This window comes from Caballeronia sp., from assembly GCF_049581465.1.
GTDB lineage: Bacteria > Pseudomonadota > Gammaproteobacteria > Burkholderiales > Burkholderiaceae > Caballeronia.
Genome location: NZ_JBAUSA010000908.1, coordinates 1 through 2,543, shown reverse-complemented (window position 1 = coordinate 2,543; position 2,543 = coordinate 1). Strand labels below are relative to the sequence as shown.

2 protein-coding genes and 2 pseudogenes are annotated in these 2,543 nt (G+C 60.0%); all 4 read right to left on the bottom strand.

The window, feature by feature from the left end; genetic code table 11:
• Nucleotides 1–382: pseudogene (locus WCA53_RS22210) on the bottom strand (type VI secretion system Vgr family protein); the annotation flags it as partial.
• A gap of 120 nt (nucleotides 383–502) precedes the next feature.
• Nucleotides 503–1,849, bottom strand: a complete 1,347-nt coding sequence (gene tssK, locus WCA53_RS22205; protein WP_423915615.1) for a type VI secretion system baseplate subunit TssK — start codon at nucleotides 1,847–1,849, stop codon at nucleotides 503–505.
• A 13-nt stretch (nucleotides 1,850–1,862) separates the two neighbouring features.
• Entirely contained in the window at nucleotides 1,863–2,378 is a 516-nt protein-coding gene (tssJ, locus tag WCA53_RS22200; RefSeq protein ID WP_423915614.1) for a type VI secretion system lipoprotein TssJ, read from the bottom strand.
• Nucleotides 2,379–2,463: 85 nt separating this feature from the next.
• Nucleotides 2,464–2,543, bottom strand: a pseudogene (locus tag WCA53_RS22195) (type VI secretion system tube protein Hcp); the annotation flags it as partial.

The following is a 2,543-nucleotide window of genomic DNA, read 5'->3' as shown; positions in this document are numbered from 1 at the left end:
CCGTCAACCCGTAGACAATTGACCGGCCCTCTTCGCGAAGGACCCGGGCATCGGAAACCAGCCCGGTAATTTCGCGGATCCCGGCGCCGATATTCGCGGCTCCCGTGTCGCCGACCATCCCCGCGATGAACTGGCCGTTGCCTTCGAGTTCAATCAGTGAGGTAACCTCAGTGCCGGTCAGCGCATCCAGTTTGATATTTGCGGCGATGCTGGGCGAGAAGGCTCGAGAATCAGGCGTCTTGAGCTCGAGCGTGTACTCGAACAGTTCACCAAGCTTTTCGGTTCCCTTGAGTCGAACCGGAGTGAGAATCGGCTGGCCGTCATAACTGGGTAGCGCCGCCCCTGAGACGGCAAGCGTTCTGGACTGAAACAAGTCGAACATAGATGATCCTTTATAAGCTCAGCCGCCTATCAGCGCGCCGCCGCACGCTGCGACTGACACCCCGCGATGAAAAAACTAATGTGTTGTTCGCTTGAGCGCTGCGGCACAAAGGGCCGTGGTTTATCCACGAACGCCCCACAGTTCGAGTTTCAGCGATGGAAAATCCCCCGCAACGTGCAGGGCCAGCCCGCCGTGACGAGCGACCTCATCCCACAGCGGCCCGGTGCGCGTGAACTCGTAGTACACGTAGCCCGCATTGAACGGAATCTGCCGTGGTGGCACCGACAACGCCTGCAACACGATCCCGGGCAGATGAGAGCGCACGAGATCCGGCAAGCGCTCGGAGGGTCCCGCCTTAGCCTGCGCAGCGAACTGCTGTTGCAGCACATCAGGCGGCATCTGCGCGTGTACCGCCAGCACGAGTGCCGTGAAGCGCTGCATGTCGGACGGATCGACCACCGCGTTGCGCATGCCGTGCGCATGTTCATCGAGCGGAATGCTTTGCGCGCTGCGCACGAGAACTGCATTGAGCAATCGATGCGTATCGTCGACCACGGGTTTCAGACAAATATGCGGTGCTCCATGCTGATACGGAGGATGCGAATCCAGTGGCCGGCGGGTCTCGGGGCGCACGTAAGTGGACAACTCCCCCGCCATGCTGATCAAGAGCGCATAAAGGTCTGCAGGCGACGTGGTCGGTACGCGACGCAAATGCTGTAGCAGCGGTTCATAACGGTTCAGCGTTTGCAGCAGCAGGTAGTCGGACACTTCGGCGGCCATGCCGGCTTGCCCATCACCGCCCGTCAAACGCTGCGCGAGCGCGTTGGCTCGTAGCCGCGTCAACTCATGTATCTTGGCCAGCCAACTCGCAAGCAGATCGCTTGCCCCGTAGCCATTCACCGGCGGAATCACCGTGTCGTCGAGTTCGATGCTGCCATCGGCGCGGATAGTCTTCACGCGTGTCAGTGCGAGACCGATCCACGCGTCGGTCAACTCCTTCTCAGGCACGAGGCGCAAACGCAGATTCGACAGTTGGACGGTCTTTGGCCCTTGCGCGACTGAATTCGTGTCGCGCAGATCCGTATCGAATGCGGCGTACCGGGCAAGCGAATCGGCCTTCTCGTCGAACGTGGTTTCTTCGGCGTTTGGCACACGGATGGGAACTGCCAGATAAATCAGTTGTTCGAGATGCTCGGAGCGGATCGTCAGCGGCGGGGGCGGCGGCATGCTGCCGGGCATATCGAATGGCGTTCCGTCGGCGAACACGCCGGCCGCCGACTTGACGATCACCTTGCCCAGCGCCAGCGCTTCGCTATCGATGCTGTAGTGACTGAAGCCAAAGAAGAACGGCGACAGCGGAGCCGCGCGTTTGTGCGCAAAGCTCTCCAGATAGCGTTCCTGCTGCTGAAACAACTGCGGGCGCAAAAACAGCCCCTCGCTCCAGACGACCTTGTTATGCCAGCTCATTGAATAGATTCCGCTACTTGCTTTCTGTGACCTTGATCGCTTTTGCGCCAAGGTCGATGTTGAGTTGCAGTTTGCTGCCGCGTCGATACCACGCGGCGTCGCGCGCTTCGGGTAGTTCGTAAGTTGAGCGCCACACCGCGTTAGGTAAATCGCGATAGGCTGCAAGGATGCCGATCACCTTCGTTTCGGGATCGGGCTTGCGGCGAATGGTTTTGGTGTCGCCCGGTCGCAGCAGGAATTCGGTGCGAACATTGAGGTCGTCCGCGAGAAGCGCTTTGTCCTTGTCCTGCAACGATAGAAAATCTTGTGACTTGAACGTCCCGTCGTTTTTGAGTTCATAGATGCGAACGACGATCGGCGCAGCGCGCCCCTTGTCGTCCGGATTAACATCTTTCGCCGCCTTGATCGAGAGGTCGAGCCGCAGTGGCTCCTTCGGCGTCTTCGGATCGGGATCACTGCTCGCGCACGCACTCAGCATGACAACAAGTGTCCATGCGAGCGATGTCGTGACGAGTTTGAATAGACGCATAAAACCCCGGAACTGAAATTGGAATGGTGGGCACGGTCCTGCCGCGCCCACCGGATGCGTCCCACGCGCCGAGCGCGCGGGCGGCTTACGCTTCCTTATTGCCCTTGATGTCGTAGCTGGCCGTGACCGCGCCACCGCTACCGCCCTGGGCGTTCTGAACGACGT

What these genes read in the sequence shown, in the direction of transcription:
- tssJ (WP_423915614.1), bottom strand. Translation starts at nt 2,378, where the DNA reads ATGCGTCTATTCAAACTCGTCACGACATCGCTCGCATGGACACTTGTT.
- tssK (WP_423915615.1), bottom strand. Translation starts at nt 1,849, where the DNA reads ATGAGCTGGCATAACAAGGTCGTCTGGAGCGAGGGGCTGTTTTTGCGC.